Source organism: Geodermatophilus maliterrae, assembly GCF_041018925.1.
GTDB classification, from domain to species: Bacteria; Actinomycetota; Actinomycetes; order Mycobacteriales; family Geodermatophilaceae; genus Geodermatophilus; species Geodermatophilus maliterrae.
This window is the reverse complement of sequence record NZ_JBFNXQ010000042.1, coordinates 24841-41601: the sequence shown is the minus strand read 5'-3', so window position 1 is coordinate 41601 and position 16761 is coordinate 24841. Positions and strand designations below refer to the sequence as shown.

The 16761-nt window shown below is 74.7% G+C and carries 15 protein-coding genes; 9 read left to right on the top strand and 6 right to left on the bottom strand.

Annotated features, from left to right (window positions below; all coding sequences use genetic code 11):
• From ABQ292_RS14255 to ABQ292_RS14225, 7 genes are all read left to right on the top strand, one after another.
• Nucleotides 1-1479, top strand: a 1479-nt coding sequence (locus tag ABQ292_RS14255) for a LuxR C-terminal-related transcriptional regulator (protein ID WP_369207437.1), incomplete at its 5' end; no start/stop codon positions are given.
• Between the two features lie 103 nt (nt 1480-1582).
• Nucleotides 1583-2737 (top strand): flavin-containing monooxygenase, encoded by a 1155-nt coding sequence (locus ABQ292_RS14250; protein ID WP_369207435.1) that lies wholly within the window; start codon nt 1583-1585, stop codon nt 2735-2737.
• Between the two features lie 114 nt (nt 2738-2851).
• Entirely contained in the window at nt 2852-3487 is a 636-nt protein-coding gene (locus ABQ292_RS14245; protein WP_369207433.1) for a trimeric intracellular cation channel family protein, read from the top strand.
• A gap of 953 nt (nt 3488-4440) precedes the next feature.
• A complete protein-coding gene (locus ABQ292_RS14240; RefSeq protein WP_369207431.1) occupies nt 4441-4761 on the top strand; it encodes a TraR/DksA family transcriptional regulator in 321 nt (106 codons plus the stop codon).
• 110 nt (nt 4762-4871) lie between these two features.
• Nucleotides 4872-6164 (top strand): NAD(P)/FAD-dependent oxidoreductase, encoded by a 1293-nt coding sequence (locus tag ABQ292_RS14235; protein ID WP_369207429.1) that lies wholly within the window; start codon nt 4872-4874, stop codon nt 6162-6164.
• 22 nt (nt 6165-6186) lie between these two features.
• A complete protein-coding gene (locus ABQ292_RS14230; RefSeq protein WP_369207427.1) occupies nt 6187-6654 on the top strand; it encodes an STAS domain-containing protein in 468 nt (155 codons plus the stop codon).
• A gap of 169 nt (nt 6655-6823) precedes the next feature.
• Nucleotides 6824-8053 (top strand): PucR family transcriptional regulator, encoded by a 1230-nt coding sequence (locus ABQ292_RS14225; RefSeq protein ID WP_369207425.1) that lies wholly within the window; start codon nt 6824-6826, stop codon nt 8051-8053.
• A 39-nt stretch (nt 8054-8092) separates the two neighbouring features.
• Here ABQ292_RS14225 and ABQ292_RS14220 read toward each other — a convergent pair whose 3' ends face one another.
• Both ABQ292_RS14220 and ABQ292_RS14215 read right to left on the bottom strand, forming a co-directional pair.
• Nucleotides 8093-8344, bottom strand: a complete 252-nt coding sequence (locus ABQ292_RS14220) for a hypothetical protein (protein ID WP_369207423.1) — start codon at nt 8342-8344, stop codon at nt 8093-8095.
• A 308-nt stretch (nt 8345-8652) separates the two neighbouring features.
• Nucleotides 8653-9576 carry a universal stress protein gene (locus ABQ292_RS14215; protein WP_369207421.1) on the bottom strand — a complete coding sequence of 308 codons (924 nt, stop codon included), beginning with the start codon at nt 9574-9576 and terminating at the stop codon, nt 8653-8655.
• Nucleotides 9577-9726: 150 nt separating this feature from the next.
• Between ABQ292_RS14215 and ABQ292_RS14210 the strand changes: the two genes are divergently transcribed.
• Nucleotides 9727-10224 (top strand): nucleoside deaminase, encoded by a 498-nt coding sequence (locus ABQ292_RS14210; RefSeq protein ID WP_369207419.1) that lies wholly within the window; start codon nt 9727-9729, stop codon nt 10222-10224.
• Nucleotides 10225-10303: 79 nt separating this feature from the next.
• On the opposite strand, the gene ABQ292_RS14205 is transcribed toward ABQ292_RS14210, so the two are convergent.
• Complete coding sequence (locus ABQ292_RS14205; protein ID WP_369207417.1) at nt 10304-11203, bottom strand: polysaccharide deacetylase family protein; 900 nt, start codon at nt 11201-11203, stop codon at nt 10304-10306.
• Nucleotides 11200-12672, bottom strand: coding sequence for a purine-cytosine permease family protein (locus ABQ292_RS14200; RefSeq protein ID WP_369207415.1), 1473 nt, complete (start codon nt 12670-12672; stop codon nt 11200-11202). The genes ABQ292_RS14205 and ABQ292_RS14200 overlap by 4 nt, the downstream gene beginning before the upstream one ends.
• Nucleotides 12673-12815: 143 nt before the next feature.
• On the opposite strand from ABQ292_RS14200, the gene ABQ292_RS14195 reads away from it, so the two are divergent.
• A complete protein-coding gene (locus ABQ292_RS14195; RefSeq protein WP_369207413.1) occupies nt 12816-14321 on the top strand; it encodes a PucR family transcriptional regulator in 1506 nt (501 codons plus the stop codon).
• Nucleotides 14322-14376: 55 nt separating this feature from the next.
• Here ABQ292_RS14195 and ABQ292_RS14190 read toward each other — a convergent pair whose 3' ends face one another.
• Nucleotides 14377-15183, bottom strand: coding sequence for an IclR family transcriptional regulator (locus ABQ292_RS14190; RefSeq protein WP_369207411.1), 807 nt, complete (start codon nt 15181-15183; stop codon nt 14377-14379).
• Nucleotides 15184-15270: 87 nt separating this feature from the next.
• A complete protein-coding gene (locus ABQ292_RS14185; RefSeq protein WP_369207409.1) occupies nt 15271-16500 on the bottom strand; it encodes an aminopeptidase P family protein in 1230 nt (409 codons plus the stop codon).
• Between the last annotated feature and the right edge of the window lie 261 nt (nt 16501-16761).

Sequence of the window (16761 nt, the reverse complement as noted above, 5' to 3'; positions counted from 1 at the left end):
TGGCTGGGCGCGCAGCCGTCGCGGGCGGCGGCGCTGGCGACCGCCGCCGCGGCCGACGTGACCGAGCCGCTGCCGCGTGCCCGGCTGCTCACGCTGCAGGGGCGGATCGAGTGGAACACCCGCTCGCTCGACGCCGGCTACGACCACGTCGTGCACGCCGCGCAGGTCGCCGCCGGCGTCGACGAGGCACTGGCCCAGCAGCTGGCGATGCTCGCCGCCTCCCTGGCCGCCTGGGGCGCCCGGTCACCCCGCTCCTTCGACCCGGCCGCGCTGGTACCGGCTCCGGCACCGGACGCCGCACCCCGCGTCCGGGCCGCCCACGCCCTGCTGCACGGGTTCCGCGCCGCCGCCCGCCAGGACTGGACCACCAGCGCCGACTGCTTCCGCGACGCCTTCGCCCTCACCGACGCCGACCCGGTCGACGACCACGTGCTGCAGCCCAACCTGGGGGTCGCGGCCATGCTGGTCGACGACGACGAGCGCGGGCTGCGGCTGCACGCGGAGCAGCTGACCGCCGCCCGCCGCGCCGGCGCGCTGAGCATGGTCGAGCACGCGCTCACCCGCGGCGCGCTGTTCCAGCTCGCCACCGGGGCCTGGACGCAGGCGGCCGGCGCCGCGGCCGAGGCATTGGCGCTGACCGCCAGCACCGGCCATCCCGGCCTGACCGCGTTGCCGACCGCCGAGCTCGCGGTGCTGGCCGCCCTGCGCGGGGACGACGCCGAGCGCCACCTGGCCGAGGTGGCGGCGATCCGGGAGGCGCACCCGGTCGGGCTCGGCGATCTCCTCGTCGTCGACCTGGCGCGCTGGGCGCGAGGGCTCCGTGCCGGGCAGCCGGCGTCCGCGCTGCACCACCTGGAGCAGATCAGCTCACCCGGGCTCCGCCGCATGGCCGCGCTCGACCGCCTCGAGGCCGCCGTCCGGGCCGACCGGGCCGACCTCGCCCGCGCCTGGCTGGACGAGCTCGATGCGTTCGCCACGGGTACCGGCGCTCCGGCCGCCCTGGCCGTCGTCGAGCACGGCCGTGCTCTGCTCGCCGGGGACGACGCCGCCGAGGAGCACCTCCGGCGCGCCCTGCAGGCGCACGGGACGTCACTGCGTCTGCCCGACCGGGCCCGCACCCACCTCGCCCTCGGGGAGCACCTGCGCCGCGCCCGCCGCCGGGTCGACGCCCGCGAGCACCTGCGGGCCGCCCTCGCCGCCTTCGACGACCTCGGGGCCGCCCCCTGGTCCGAGCGCGCCGCGCAGGAGCTGCGCGCCTCGGGCGAGACCGCCCGCCGCCGCGACGTCTCCACCGCGACCGCGCTCACCCCGCAGGAGCGGCAGGTGGCCGCCCTGGTCCGGCAGGGGCTGTCCAACCGGGACGCCGCCGCGCGACTGTTCGTCAGCCCCCGCACCGTCGACTTCCACCTGCGCAACGTGTTCAGCAAGCTCGGCGTCACCTCCCGCGCCGAGCTCGCCGCACTCCCGCTCGACCGCTGAGGCCGGCCACCCGCCGGGGCGGACCCGGCGGTTCTCCCGGCGTGACGCCCGTCCCCCGCTCCTAGCGTCCGGTGCAGGAGCAAGCACCGACGGAGGAGCCGCGATGACCAGCACCGTGTCCCACGCCCACACGCCGCCCGCCGGCGACCGCGAGGTCCTCGACGTGATCGTGATCGGCGCCGGCCAGGCCGGCCTCGCCCTCGGCCACCACCTCGCGCGCCGCGACGCCGACTTCCTGCTGCTCGACGCCGGGCCCGAGGTCGGCCACTCCTGGCGGTCCCGCTGGGACTCGCTGCGGCTGTTCAGCCCCGCCCAGTACGACTCGCTGCCCGGGATGCCGTTCCCCGCCCCGGCCGACACCCACCCCGGCAAGGACGACGTCGCCGACTACCTCGCCGACTACGCCCGGCACTTCGCGCTGCCGGTCCGGCTGGACTCGCCGGTGCTGCGGCTGCACCGCGACGACGACGGCGTCTTCGCGGCCACCTCGCCCTCCGGCACGCTGCGCGCCCGGCAGGTCGTCGTCGCCACCGGCCCGTTCCAGGTCCCGTCCGTCCCCGCGGTCGCCGACCGGCTGGACCCGGCGGTGCCGCAGCTGCACAGCGCCGGGTACCGCAACCCGACCCTGGTGCCCGGCGCCGGCCGCGTGCTCGTCGTCGGCGCCGCCAACTCGGGCCTGCAGATCGCCGCGGAGCTGGCGGCCACCCGGCCGGTGACCGTGGCGGCCGGCTCCCGGCCGCTGGAGCTGCCCCAGCGGGTCCTCGGCCGCGACCTGTTCTCCTGGCTGACCCGCTTGCGGTTCTTCACCGTGCCGTCGCACACCCGCCTCGCCCGCCGGCTGCGTCGCCGCGGCGACCTGGTCATCGGCAGCCGCACCCGCACGCTGCGCCGCCGCGGGATCGACTTCCGGCCGCGGCTCGCCGGGTTCACCGGCCGCACCGCCGCCTTCGCCGACAGCGGCACGGCCGAGGTCGACGCCGTGGTGTGGGCCACCGGCTACCGACCCGACCACTCCTGGCTGCACGTGCCCGGGGTCGTCGTCGACGGGCAGGTCCGCCACGAGGCCGGCGTGACCGACGTGCCCGGGCTGTACTTCCTCGGGCTGCCCTGGCAGACGTGTCGCGGCTCGGCGCTGCTCGGGTTCGTCGGCGCCGACGCGGCCGCCCTCTCCGACCGCATGGCCGCCGACGCCCGCCGGGGCCACCTGGCAGGAGCGGCCGCCGTGCCGTCCCGGCGGGATCCCCTCCTGGCAGGGTGACGGCCGCACGGAGGGTCCGTCGGGGTGGACGGGGGCACACCGTCCCCGTGCCTGCGGCCGACCACCCGCACCGAGCGACCCGAGCGCCACGGCAGGCAGGAGCGGACCGACCCCATGGCAACCACGGCGCTGGTGGTCCTCGACCTGGGCGGCACGTTCGCCTTCGCCCTCAACGGCGCCCTGACCGCCCTGCGCGCCACCCGACTCGACATCGTCGGTGTGGTCACCCTCGGCATGATCACCGCGCTCGGGGGCGGCACCATCCGTGACCTGTTCCTGGACAGCCTGCCCCCCGCCACCTTCCTCGACTGGCGCTACCTGGCCGTGGCCGCCGGGGGCGGCCTGATCGCCTTCGCCTCCGGTCACCACCTGGAACGCATCAACGGGACGATCAACGTCCTCGACGCCGCCGGGTTGAGCCTCTTCGCCGTCACCGGCGCGCTCAAGGCGACCGGACTCGGCTTCGGCCCCGCCCAGGCCGTCATCGTCGGCGCGATCACCGCGGTCGGCGGCGGCACCATCCGCGACGTGCTCATCCGCCGTGTCCCGTCGGTGCTCAGCAGTGGCCTCTACGCCGTTCCGGCGCTCGTCGGCGCCACCGCCGTCGTCGTCGCCGAGCTGCTCGGGGCGCGCGGGTCGGTCGCCACGGTCGGCGCTGCGGTCCTGTGCTTCGTCATCCGCATGGTGGGGGTCCACTTCGACGTGAACGCGCCCGTCCCGCCGGGCAGCCCCCCGCCCGAGGACGGGTGACCCGCGCCGTCCCGGTCTGCCTCTGGCGGCCAGCCAGGCCAGCGCGGCGACCACGAGCGCCTGGGTGCCGGTGTCCAGCGTCGGCTGGACGACCGGCGCGAAGGCGGCGGAGTGGTTCACCGGGACGTCCTGGAGGACCCGGCCGGCGCGTGCCGCCTCCCCGTAGCGGTCGGCGTCGGTCCCACCGATGAACCAGTACGTGTAGGGGACGCCCAGCGCGGTCGGGATGTCGCCGGGAACGGTCACCTCGCTGGCGTAGGGCAGCCCGGTCGCCTCCCGTACCGGGAGCGCGTCCATGTCGGCCCGGAGCAGCACCACCGGGCCGTCGCCGTTGCGCAGCACACCGACGACGCCGGTGCCGCCCACCCGCTCGTGCACCTCGTAGCCGGCCGCGCGGAGCCGGTCGGCGACGAGGGCCGCCGTCCGGTTTTCCTGGTGCGAGAGCTCGGGGTGCCGGTGGACCTCCCGGTACAGCTCCTCCTGCCAGGGCCGGCAGTCGTCCAGACCGGCCAGGACCTGCGAGGCAGCAGTCGACTCCGACGTCATGGCCACGTCCGTTCCCACCGAGGATCCCTGCACCGGCAGTATGCCGACGTGCGTCGACCCGACCGGGTCGCCGGCCGTCCGGGTTGCCGGGCACGGGCAAGGTCCCCGGGTCCGATTTCACCGACCGCTGCCCTTCCCCGGCAGCCGGGAGCCGGGCATGGTCGGGACAGGACCAGGGGAGCGCCGACGCCCCCGACGACGGGAGGGGACGACGGATGACCGCGCGCACGCTCCTCCCCTCCGGCACCCGCGTCCCCGCGCCCGGCGCTCGCGGTCCGCGCGGCCTGGACGTGCTGCGGCGCGGTCGGGGCCGGGCGCCTCCGCGGTCCCTCCGACCCCCTCGGCTCCGCCCCCCCAACGCGTCCCGCCCCGGGACGCGTTCTCGTCGTATCCCCCAGGAGGGACCCGTGTCCACGACCACCACCCCGTCCGCTCCCACCGCGACGGCCTTCGAGCCGTTCCGGGCCCTGCTGCAGACCCAGCGGGCCGACTGCCTCCAGCAGCGGGAACTGGCCCTGGCCGAGACCGCCACGTCGGTCCCGGACCCCGTGGCGACCAGCCGGGCCGCCACGCTGCTGCGCACGGTCGAGGAGATCGACGCGGCCCTGGACCGGCTCGACGCCGGCACGTACGGCACCTGCGTGCACTGCGGGTCCGCCATCCCCCGCGAGCGTCTGGAGTCCCGTCCGTTCGCGGCCGCCTGCGTCTCCTGCCAGCAGGCGACCTGAGCCCGGGACACCCAGCGCCACCCGGCCGAGGCGTCCACCCCGGTCGCCCCTGCCAGACAGCCGCCGGTCGTACCGAGTCCGGCGGCGCCATCGCCGGTGAAGGAGCTCGCATGCCCGCCGACCAGCCCCGGCACGGCCCCGCCTTGGTGCCCGGATCCCCCCGGCAGGTGGCCGTGGTCGGAGCCGGGATGGTCGGCCTGGCCACCGCCTGGTTCCTGCAGGAGGCCGGCGTGGCGGTCACCGTCTACGAGCGGGACCACGTGGCCGCCGGCGCCTCCTGGGGCAACGCCGGCTGGCTGACCCCGGGGCTGGTCGCGCCGCTGCCGGAGCCGGCCGTGCTGCGCTACGGCCTGCGCGCGGTGACCAGCCCGCGGTCGCCGGTGTACGTCCCCCTGCGCGCCGACGGGTCACTGCTGCGCTTCCTCGGCTCCTTCGTCCTGCACAGCACCGCCCGCCGGTGGCGGCGCGGCATGGCCGCCTTCGTGCCGCTCAACCGGCGGGCCCTGGAGGCGTTCGACGTGCTCGCCGCCGGCGGGGTGGAGGCGCGGACGCAGCCGGCCCGGCCCCTCCTGGCCTGCTTCCGCCGCGAGCGCGACGTCGAGCCGCTGCTCACCGAGCTGGAGGCGATCCGCGCCACCGGCCAGGACGTGGACGCCTCCCCGGTGACCGGCCGACGGGCACGGGACCTGGAGCCGGCGCTGACCGACCGGGTCGAGGCCGCGGTGCAGATCCACGGCCAGCGGTACCTGCACCCGCCGGAGTTCCTCGCCTCCCTCGCCCACGCGGTGCGCACCCGCGGCGGCGAGCTGCTCGAGGGCACCGGCGTGACCGACGTCCGAGACGAGCCGGGCGGCGTCACCGTCGTCACCAGCACCGGAGGACGGCAGCGGCACGACGCGGTCGTCGTCGCCACCGGCGCCCACCTCGGCGAGCTGGCCCGCCGCCACGGCGTCCGGCAGCCGGTGCAGGCCGGGCGCGGCTACAGCTTCAGCGTCCCCGTGGAGCAGCTCCCCCGCGGCCCGCTGTACTTCCCGGCCCAGCGGGTGGCCTGCACGCCGCTGGGCGACCGGCTGCGGGTGGCTGGGATGATGGAGTTCCGCCGCCCCGGCGAGCCGCTGGACCCACGGCGGATCACCGCCGTCGTCGACGCCGTCCGCCCGTTCCTGCGCGGGGTGCACCTCGACGACCGGCGCGACGAGTGGGTCGGATCCCGCCCGTGCACGCCCGACGGGCTGCCGCTGCTGGGTGCCACCGCCTCCCCGCGGGTGTTCGTCGCCGGCGGCCACGGCATGTGGGGCATCGCGCTCGGCCCGGCCACCGGCCAGCTGCTGGCCCAGGCCGTCGTCAAGGGCGAGGCTCCGCCGGAGCTGACGCCGTTCGACCCACTGCGCCAGACCCCCTGACGCCTGCGCGAAGGAGCTCCCCGTGCCGCACTCCCCCGACCGCCCTCCGACCCCCGACCGCACCGAACTGCTGTCCGTCACCGCACTCCCGCCCACCCGGCCGGGTCACGTGGTCGTCGAGGTGGCGGGCGAGGTCGACACGTACACCGCTCCCCTGCTCGACGCCTGCCTGACCACGCAGACCCGCCGACGCGGTGTCTCCGAGCTGACCGTCGACATGGAGCAGGTGACGTTCCTGGGCGTCGCCGGGGTCTCCGCCCTGGCCCGGGCGCAGCGCCGGTGCCGGATGCGCGGAGCACGTCTCGTGGTCGTCCGCGGCGGCCGGCGCAGCGTACAGCGCCCGATCCAGCTCTGCGGGCTCACGGACGTCCTGCCCTCCGAGCCGGGGGCTGCGGGGAGGGCGGACAGCCGCGTCGCGCGCACGGGGTCGCCGTCGCCGGCCCGTGCGCACCGGACCGCGGCGCGACGCCGGGGAGCACTGTGCCGGTGAGCGGCGACAGCCGGTCACCGCCACCGCCGGCTCCTCGGCCGACGACGCCTCGGCAGCCGGCCGGGGGCCGGTCCGGCCGGCTCGTGCCCTGGTGCTGCCGACCGTCGGCGCGGAACACTCGGTCGAGCCATCGGCCGCGCGGCGGACCCGCCCGGCGCCAAGGGGACAGATGACGCCCAGCGGGCACCGCGCACCCACCGGAGGGGCCGACCGGCCGTCAGCAGCCGACGGCTGGCTCGACTCGGTCGCGGGGTCGGCGGCGGCCGCCTGCCAGGCTCCCGTCGACCTGCTCGGGACGTACCTCCCGATGCTGGCCGACGCCGCCATCCACGGGCGCCGCCCCGACGCCTGGGAGCTCGACGCGGTACGGGAGCTGGGCGGGCACGCCGCCGCCCAGGGTGTGGGGGCCCGCCGCGCGGTGGAGCTCTACCTGTCGGCGGCGTGGCGCCTGTGGCGGGAACTGCCGACGGTCGAGCGGTCGGCCGACCCGGAGAAGGTGCGCAGCGCCGCCGAGGCGGTCCTCCGTGTGCTCGACGACGCCGTCGGTGCACTCGTCGACGGCCACCAGTCCGAGCGGCGGGAGATGATCCGCCACGAGGAGGCACTGCGCCGCGAGTTCGTCGACGACCTGCTCCGCGGGGACGCCGACGTGTCGCGGATGGTCGCGCGCGCCGAGCCGTTCGGGATCGACCTGGGCAAGTCCCACCAGGTGGCGCTCGCGGCGCCACGCGCTGCCGGTGGCGCCACGGACCGCGCGGCCGTCGTCCTCGAGCGGGTCGTGGTGGACCGCTTCGGTGACCGGGACGTGCTGGTCGCCACCAAGGACGGCCGCGTGGTCGTCGTCGTGCCGTCCCGCTCGGCCGTGGCCGGCTCGCCCGCGCCCGGTGCCGACATCGGTCCGGTGCTCCACCAGGAGCTGGGCCGGTTGAGGAGCGGTCAGCGCTGGCGGGTGGCGGCCGGACGCCCCTTCCCCGGCGCCTACGGCGTCGCCCGCTCCTACGAGGAGGCCCGCGAGGCGCTCACCTTCGCCGACCGGCTGGACCTCGACGCCGACGTCGTGCACGCGCGCGACCTGCTCGTGTACCGGGTGCTGGGGCGGGATCGGGCAGCCCTCGTCGACCTGGTGCGCGACGTCCTGGGACCCCTCAGCCGGAGTCGCGGCGGCGCGGAGGTGCTGCTCGACACCCTGCAGGCGTACTTCGCCGCCGGCGACGTCGCGACCGAGGCCGCCCGGCGGCTGCACGTCTCCGTCCGCACGGTCACCTACCGGCTGGCCCGGATCGCCCAGCTCACCGCCCACAGCGTCGCCGTCCCGGACCAGCGGTTCTCCCTCCACGCCGCCGTGCTCGGCGCCCGGCTGCTCGAGTGGCCGGCGAGGCCACTGCCGACCGACCCGTGACCGCCGGGCCGGGGCGGCGAGGAGCGGCGTCGAGCACCGTCACGTCGTCCCCGGGGTGCGCCGGTCCCGGGGCTCGCCCGACGACGGGTGCCCCGCACCGTCGAGGGGGACGTCGCGGGTCGTCGACGGTGCGGGCGGCCGGCCGCCGCCGTCCAGCAGTGACCAGTAACGCCACAGCAGCCACCGGGGCGCGACGGCGACGGCGATGGCCAGGCCGGCGACCGGGGCTCCGAGGACGACCAGCAGGATGGCGAGCAGGCTGCCGGCGACCACCGCGGCGGTGAGGTCCACCGGCCTCGAGGAGCGTGGTCCGCGGACCGTCGGGTCGAGGACCGGACGGGAGGGTTCCCGGGCCTCCTCCGCATACCGACGCCGGATCTCGTCCCAGGCTCCCTGTTCGTCGTGACCGAGCACCGTCCACCTCCTGCCGCTCCCCAGCCTGACGAGAACCGGGCGGGTGCACGAGGGGGCCGACCGGCCAGGAGCAGCAGCCCGTCGTTGCCGGGATCCGGCAACCGCGGGCAACGACCCGGCGATCATCCCCCGCGCCGCACCGGGACAGGGGCGCCACGAGCCCCGGTGGCCCTGGATCCGGCAGGTCACCCCGCGACCGGGGACGGGCGGACCACCGCCACGGGACACGGGGAGTAGGCGATGCAGCGCAGGCCGACCGACCCCAGGAGGAGGCTCGACCAGCCGCTCCGCCCGCGCGACCCGACCACGAGCAGGTCGGCCGCCTCGGCCACCTCGGTCAGGACGTCCCACTCGACGCCCTCCACGGTCTCCGCGCGGACCTGGACACCGGGCGACCCGCTCTGCCACGCGCTCTGCAGGCTCTCCCGGAGGACGCCGTCGGCCTGCTCCCGCAGGGTGGTGACCGGCCGCTCCCACGGCGGGCCGCCGTAACCGGAAACGGTGTCGGTCCAGGCGTGCACGACGTGCAGCTCGCCACCGCGCAGCCGCGCCTCTGCCTCGGCGAAGCGCAGCGCGGCGGCGGACCCGGCCGAGCCGTCGACCCCGACCACCACCCGGCTGGCGGGTTGCTGCCACAGGACGGCGCCGTGCGTGGAGTCGTCGTCGCGCACGACGACCACTGGTCCGCGGGCGTGCTGCGCGCACTGCTGGCTGACCGAGCCCAGCACCGCACCGCGCACCGGGCCTCGACCACGGGAGCCGACCACCAGCAGGCCGTCGGGCTCAGCGGCGTCGATCAGCTGCTGGGCCGGCTGCCCGTACCGCATCTCGGGACGGACCGGGACGGCCTCGCACCCCGTGGCCGCAGCGACCTCTGCGGCCTCGGTGCCCATCCTCGACCGCACGTCCCGCTCGAGGTCGGCGACGTCCGGCCGGCCGATCCCCGCGTCGTGGACGTGCGGCGGCCGGTCCTGCGGCCAGACGGTGACCGGCCGGACCGCTCCTCCGCGCAGCCGCGCCTCCTGCAGGCCCCACGCCAGGGCGGTGCGCGCGCCGGCCGAACCGTCCAGTCCGACCACGACCTCGGTGGTCGTCGCTGCCTCGTCCATCGGTGCTCCCTCCCCGGGCCACTCCCGGGCCCTCGATCCGCGGTCCCGCTGACCGGCCCCTACCCATCGACCCGGCCCGATCCCCTGCCCGACCGGTCGGCGGTGCATGCTGCGTCACGCCCCGCCCCCGGCAGCACCCCGAGGAGACACGTGACCGCCGACCAGCCACCCGCCGTGCCCCCGGACCTCGCACCCGACGAGCGGGACCGCTTCTTCCTCGGTCTCGCGGTGGACCAGGCCAGGATCGGCTGGGAGGAGGGCGGCGTCCCGATCGGCGCGGCCCTCGTCCACGACGGCCGCGTGCTGGCGGTGGGGCGCAACCGACGGGTCCAGATGGGCAGCGCGATCCGCCACGGCGAGACCGACTGCGTGGAGCGCGCGGGCCGGCTGCCGGCGTCCGTGTACCGCAGCAGCGTCCTCTACACCACGCTCTCGCCGTGCTTCATGTGTGCGGGGACGGCGCTGCTGTACGAGATCCCGCGGATCGTCATCGGCGAGAACCGCAGCTTCTCCCAGTCCGAGGAGCTGCTGCGGTCGCACGGCGTCCGGCTCGACGTCCTGGACGACCCGGCCTGCACCGAGCTGATGCAGCGGATGCTCACCGAGCGCCCGGAGCTGTGGCGGGAGGACATCGGCGAGGAGCCGTGAGACGGCCCCGGCGACACCGGCACCCCGAGGGCCCCGACCCGCGTCGCCGCGGATCAGGGCCCTCGGGGTGCCGGCCGGGTCAGTGCGCGGGGACCGCACCCGGTCGTCCGGTGCGGTCGAAGTAGCCCTCGGGGCACTCGACCCGCCGGATGCGCCGGACCTCCTCCACTGTCGCCGCGGCGTGCTCGGCGATCTCCCCCAGCGTGGCGACCCACATGCCGTCGAGCGCGCGCACGTCCTCGATCAGCCGCTCCAGCGCGACGGCCTTCGACGGGCGCCCGGAGATGAACGGGTGGTTGGTCAGGACGAAGCACCCCCCTTCGGCGTGGTGCGCCTGCGCCTCCAGCAGCCACATCTCGTGCACCTTGGCGGGGCTCTCGATGACGCCGCTGCCGGTCCAGCCGGGGTAGAAGGCGTACTGCTCCCAGTCGTCGAGGGTCCAGTCGACCGGGATCTCCACGAGGCTGCCCCGGCCGCTCTCGCCCGAGAACCGGTAGGGGACGTCGCCGTCGAGCAGGCTGGAGTCGTACCGGAAGCCGCGTTCGATGAGCAGGTCGGCGGAGTGCCAGTTCATCTCCCACCAGGGGGCCCGGTACCCGACCGGCCGCACACCGAGCCGGTCGAGCGCCTCCAGGCCGCGGTCGATGTACTCGGCCTCCTGCTCGGCCGAGATGCCCTGCATCGGCTCGTGCAGGTAGCCGTGGTGGGCGATCTCGTGGCTGGCGTCGACGATCTGCCGGACCGTGTCCGGGTAGGTGTCCGCGGTGAAGCCGGGCACGAAGAAGGTGGCCGTCACCTCCTGCCGCTCCAGCAGCCGCAGGAGCCGCGGCACGCCGACCCGGGGCCCGTAGGCCTGGTGGGTCATCAGGGACATGCGGGAGGAGGCCGACGGGTCGTGTGCCAGCAGGCAGGACTCGGCATCGACGTCGAAGGTGAAGGCCGCCGCGGCACGGTGGCCACCCGGCCAGGTGAGGCTCACGCCGACACCTCCGATGCCCGGTCGCTGCGCGGCTCGGCGACGCCGTTGTACCGCGCCGCCGCGATCGGCCCGAGGACCGCGTACACCAGGGCACTGGTGAGCCCGCCGGCCAGCCAGCTGAGGTCGACGCCGCCCAAGGCCACCGCGACCGGACCCTGCAGGAACGGGACGAGTCCGTACATGAACAGCCAGGTGGCGAAGATGCCCGCGAAGAAGGCGGTGAAGCCGGCCCAGTTCACGTCGGCCAGACGCGACGACCCGACGGGGTCGAAGAGCCGGTCGACGCGGACGGTGTCGCGCTCGATCCGGTAGTAGTGGACGAGCATGATGCCGCCCCACGTGGCCACCCAGGCGACCAGCCCGATCAGCCAGGTGTCCAGGACCGTCGCGAAGTCCTCCTGGTAGATGAAGAAGACGACGACGCCCATCGAGAGAACCCCGACCAGGACGCTGAGACTGCGGCGCGGGATCTTGATGTCCAGCGCCTGGGTCGCCACCGAGAAGGTGTAGATGTTGAGGATGTTGGTGGCGATCGGGCCGTGCAGGACCAGCAGCAGCACCGGGATGGCCAGCGCGCCGAAGTTCTCGACGATCAGCTGGCCCGGGTCCACCGAACCGTTCTTGGTCGCCAGCGTCGCGCCGAGCACGCCGAGCCACACGACCGGGATGAACTGGCCCAGCGTGCTGGCCAGGTAGAGCTTGCGCCGGGGCATGCGCGTGCTGACGAAGCGCGAGTAGTCGGCCGCGTAGGTGAACCAGGTGATCCCCCAGCCGATGCCGATGGCGGTCATGATCGCGGTCATCGCCGCGATCCGCTCGCCGCCGGACAGGACGGCGCCCTCGGGGCCGGCGTAGGACCAGTCGACGTCGAGGAAGAACCAGGCGACGACCGACATGAGGACGAGGACGGCGATGGTGGGCGGAACGGTCCACCGCTCGAACGCCGAGATCGCCCGGTACCCGAGCCAGGAGATCGCCACCTGGATGGCCATGAGGAAGGCCGCGACGCCGATCTTGGCCGCGTAGTTCTCGGCGGCCGGGTCGACGACCCCGAGCTTGCCGAGGAGCGCCATGACCAGATCCAGGATGATCCAGGTGTTCACCGCGCACCAGCCGATGGACAGCGCTGCCTGGATGATCGAGGGCAGGTAGTTGCCCCGGCGCCCGAAGGCCGCGCGGCCCAGGACCATCCCGGTCACGCCGGTCTTCTGTCCCAGCAGCACGAACAGGCCGAACAGGCCCATGCCGATCAGGTTGCCCAGGATCAGGACGAGGAGGGTGTCGACGAGGCCCAGGCCGAGGTTGATGCCGAGGGCCCCGAGCACCCAGTTGATCGGCGCGATGTTGGCGCCGCACCAGATCCAGAACTGGCCGGAGACCTTGGTCGTGCGGGAGCTCTCGGGGATCGGTTGGAGCTGCTCCTCGACGTCGTGGATGGACGCCGGCTCGGGATCGGCAACGGCAGACATGGCGGCCTCCGGGGGTCAGGGGGACCTGGATTGGGGTCGTCACATCGTGGGTGTTGTGGATCACGTGCGACAAGACGCAGAGTGTCGTCCATGAGCCGCGTTCTACCTGACAGTTCGTCATGCGGCTGACCCTGGGCAGGGCGTTGCGACACCCGAGCCTGCGTCCGGGGCAGCCGCGTCTGCTCACCGGGAGCGCGGGTCTGCAGCGCCGGGTGCGCTGGGTGCACTCCAGCGAGGTCCTCGAGATCGCGTCGCTGCTCCGCGGCGGCGAGCTGCTGCTCACCGGCGGGTCGATGCTGGCCGGGGCCTCCGCGGCGGACCTCCGCCGGTACGTGACGGAGCTGGCCGACCGGCACGTCACCGCGGTGGCGATCGAGACCGGACCGCGCCTGCCGGCCGTTCCGCCGGCGCTCGTCGGTCAGGCGGACGTCCTGGGGTTCCCGGTGATCCAGCTGCGCCGCCAGATCCCCTTCGTCGACGTCGCCGAGGCGATCAACGCCGAGCTGGTCAACGACTCCGTGTCCCGGTTGCGGCACGGAGGGGAGCTGGCGCACGAGCTGTCGGCAGTCCTCGCCGGCGGGGGCGACGTCGCGGCCCTGCTGGACGCCCTCGTGCAGCGGACGGGACTGCCCGCCGCACTGTTCGACGGCGCCGGGGAGCTGATCAGCGAGGTCCGCGCGGCCGCCACACCGGAGGAGCCGGCCTCGGCCACGCCGCAGCACGGTGTCACCACGCGGATCACCGTCCGCGGGGCGCACGCGGCCACCCTCGTCTTCCACCCCCGGGCCGACACCGACCTGGACCTCCTGGGCATCGTCAGCGAGCGGGCCGCCGAGGCCCTGGGGCTCGCACTGCTGCGGACACACGCCCCGTCCACCCGCGACTTCGCCGGCAGCGAGCTCGCCCGTCTGGCCGGCCGCGGTGCGCGGGACCGGGGCCGGTTGACGCACCTGGCCCGGATCGTCGGGTTCGCCCCCGAGGACCCGGTCGTGGCCCTGTCCGTGACGACCGCGACCCCGGGCGCGGGCCTGCCCGGCTTCGACGGGCTGCTCCGCCAGTACGGCCGCGTCGCGATGGACACCGCCGACACCGAGGGCCGGGTCGTGCTCTCGCTGGCCGGCCGCAGGAACGCCCCCGCCCGTCGTTACGAGCTGGTGCGCGCCCTGGGCGAGTGGGCACGGGAGCTGGACGCCGTCCTCGTCGCCGTCGGCCCGGTGGTCCCGGGGCTGGCCGCGGTGTCGACGTCGATGGAGCTGGCCGTGGCGTCGCTGCGGCAGCGGACCGCCTACGGCCCGGGCTCGGTCGTGGACGCGACGACCCTCGTCGTCGAGACCCTCCTGGACGCCGAGGACCCGCTCCTCGGGCGTGCCCGGTTCGTCCGCGGTCAGCTCGCCATGCTGCTCGCCCTCCGTGCCGACGAGGGTGAGCTGCTCATGCACACGCTCGAGACCTACCTGGACTCCGGCTGCACCAAGACGCGCACCGCCGAGCTGCTGCACCTGCAGCGGCAGTCGCTCTACGGGCGGCTGGAGCGGGCCTTCGTCCTGCTCGGCGGTGACCCGACCGGCACGCCCCGCGCCCTCGCCCTGCACCTGGCCCTGCGGCTGCGCCACTCCGAGCAGCTGCGGGAGCCGCCCCCGGGCGGCTGACCGCGCACCCGGTTCCCGCAGCGCCGGACGAGGCCGTGCCGCGGCGCGGGCGCCGTCAGACGCCGCCGAGGCGGGAGCTGACCTCGCCGGCGGCGGCCCTGACCGTCTCGGCGAGCACCGCGAGCTGCTCGGTGGAGATGCGGAACCGGGGCGCCGACAGCAGCACGGCCGCGACCAGCTCGCCCCGGTGGTCGAACACGGGGGCGGCCACGCCGACCTCCTCCAGGGAGGTCTCCCCGTAGTTCACCGCGCAGCCCCGGTCGGCGACCTCGCGCAGCCTGACCAGATAGGCGTCGAGGGCCGCCTCGGTGAGCCCGGGGAGGTCGATCGCGCCCTTCATCACGAGGCTGCGGACGGTGAAGGGCTCGAGCTGGGCCAGGAAGACCTGGACCGACGAGCTCGCGGCCGTGTCGTAGCGGGTCCCCAACGGTGTCGTGTGCTTGACCTGGTGCTGGCTGGGCACCTGTTCCACGCAGATCGCCTCCCCGCCGTCCCAGACCATGAGCGCCGCGGTCTCACCCGTGCGCCGGCTCAGGTCCCGCAGCACGGGATGGGCCACCCGCCGCACGTCGAGGTCGGCCAGCAGTGGCCCGGCCATCGCGATCACCCCCAGGCCCAGCCGGAAGCGCCGCGTGGACGGATCCCGTTCGACGAGGTCCTCGAGCTCGAGGGTGGCGAGGATGCGCGACACCGTGCTCTTGTGCAGCCCCACCCGGGCGGCGATCTCGGAGACGCCGAGGAGGGGCTCGTCCACCGTGAAGGCGCGGAGGACGGCGAGGCCGTTCTTCAGCACCGAGATCCCGCGGCCCTCACCGGTCTCGGGGAGGTCCTCGGCGAGGGACTGGCCGTCGGTTGATGTCATCGAGCTCCCATGTCGTCGTTCCCGACCCCGACGATGCCACGCCGCGGACGGCGGTCCACGGCGTGGCATCGCCGTCCTCCGCGCGGCTCAGGCGCCCAGGACGTTGTGCTCGGGCCCGAAGGGGAACCTCGTGATGTTCTCCGCTCCGCCCTCGTGCACGACCAGGATGTCGTGCTCGCGGTACCCGCCGGCGCCCGGCTGGCCCTCGGGCACCATGATCATCGGCTCCATCGACACCACCATGCCGGGCTCGAGGACGGTGTCGATGTCCTCCCGGAGCTCCAGGCCGGCCTCGCGTCCGTAGTAGTGGCAGAGGACGCCGAACGAGTGCCCGTAGCCGAAGGTCCGGTTGGGCAGCAGGCCGTACCCGGTGTAGATCTCGTTGAGCCGGTGCGCGATCTCGGCGCAGGAGATCCCGGGCTTGATGAGCTCCAGTCCGGCGCTGTGGACCTCGACGTTGACGTTCCAGAGCTCCAGCGACCGCTTGTCGGGCTCGCCGTAGAACAGCGTCCGCTCGAGGGCGGTGTAGTAGCCCGAGGTCATCGGGAAGCAGTTGAGGCTGAGGATGTCGCCGCGCTGCACCCGCCGGGTGGTGGGCCAGTTGTGCGCCCCGTCGGTGTTGATGCCGGACTGGAACCACACCCAGGTGTCGCGGATCTCGGTGTGCGGGAAGGTGTGGGCGATCTCGCGCACCATCGCGTTCGTGCCGGCGAGGGCCACCTCGAACTCCGGCACCCCCTCGGTGATCGCCGCGCGGATGGCCTCGCCACCGAGGTCGCCGATGCGCGCGCCGTGCTTGATGAGCTCGATCTCCTCGGCGGACTTGACCATGCGCTGACGCATCGTGGCCTTGGAGATGTCCACGAGGACCGCGTCGGGGAACGCCGCCTCGAACTTCCGGCGCATCTCCAGCGGCAGGGTGTCGTCCTCGACGCCGATCCCGCCGGGGTCGACGCCCCTGCTGCGCAGGCTCTCCCGGATCACCCAGACGTAGTTGTCGCGGTGCCAGTCGGTGTAGACGACGTTGTCCCCGAAGGTGCGGCGCCAGGGCATGCCGGCGTCGATGTTGGCCGAGACGGTGAACTGGTCGTCCTGCGTCACCACGAAGGCGTAGGGACGGCCGAAGGAGGTGTAGAGGAAGTCCGAGTAGTACTTCACGTTGTGGTACGAGGTGAGCAGCGCGACGTCGACGCCCTCCTCGGCCATGACCTCGCGCAGGGACGACAGCCGGCGCTCCATCTCCTCCGCCGAGAAGGTCTGCCGCTCCTTCTCGCCGTTGTGGATCACCTTCAGGCGCTCGAGCTCGGCGACGGACATGGGGTTCTCCTCTTCGCTGACGGTCGGTGCGGGGTGCCGTTCCAGCGGGGCCCGGGTGCCGGAGGACGGCGTCCCGACGGCGCAGTCCGCGCCGCGCTGGTTGCGGCTGTAGCAACGTGGTTGCGACGTTAGGAGTTGCGCGGACCGGTGTCAACCTGCTGCCGTATGCACAATCAGGCTCACCTGGGACCGTCACAGGCTCGCTCCGCGTTCTTGACTGTTGTCGCAGCCGCATCCACGTTTCTCAAAAAGCAACGCTGT